Genomic DNA, 620 nt, shown 5'->3' with positions numbered 1-620 from the left:
AGGGTTTTCCATGGAAGAGATGGAGAATGAGGGATAACCACGGTTCATCGTAAAACAAGTCTGGAGATAGCGTTTTTTTGAACATCTTTGCGTAGTTTCTTCTACGTGTTTGAACGTCTTTGGAATACCAAATTCTCGGATGACGCGTTCTGCGAACTTTTCATTGTAGTCGCTGCTCTGAAGATCGATAATCTTCAGAGTAACATTCATATTAGTGAGGCTGTTCATTGGTTTAAGGCGTTTGTGAAACACTTTGTTCATACTCTCATTAGGGTTGGATGTATAGATGGCTTCCTTGATCGTATCAGGAAACATATTAAAGGTCAGTATGGACCTCTGTCAAGAAAGTAGACACTTCTTAAGTGTATCAACTTACTTTTTTGTAATAGTTCAACTCAAATTGATTGGGTGACAAATACCCCAACGAACTATGGATTCGTTTCCGGTTGTAAAACAGTTCAATTTACTCGAACATCTCTTGTTGTGCCTGCGCTTTTGTCTTGAATTTCGTGCAGTAAACGAACTCTTTTTTCAGTACACTGTGGAAGGACTCGATACAAGCGTTATCGTAGCAATTCCCCTTACGGCTCATACTTGCTTTCATTTTGTATTTTTTTAAT

At 38.7% G+C, this 620-nt stretch carries 1 protein-coding gene and 1 pseudogene; both read right to left on the bottom strand.

What is annotated here, in order from left to right:
• Positions 1 to 261 (bottom strand): hypothetical protein (locus TX77_RS14155; RefSeq protein ID WP_044505032.1); only part of this gene is annotated, 261 nt, incomplete at its 3' end.
• A gap of 106 nt (positions 262 to 367) precedes the next feature.
• Positions 368 to 620, bottom strand: a pseudogene (locus TX77_RS14150) (integrase core domain-containing protein); the annotation flags it as partial.

The sequence above is a fragment of the Megasphaera massiliensis genome, assembly GCF_000455225.1.
GTDB lineage: Bacteria > Bacillota > Negativicutes > Veillonellales > Megasphaeraceae > Megasphaera > Megasphaera massiliensis.
The sequence above is the reverse complement of the archived record's forward strand: the minus strand, read 5'-3'. Positions and strand labels throughout refer to the sequence as shown.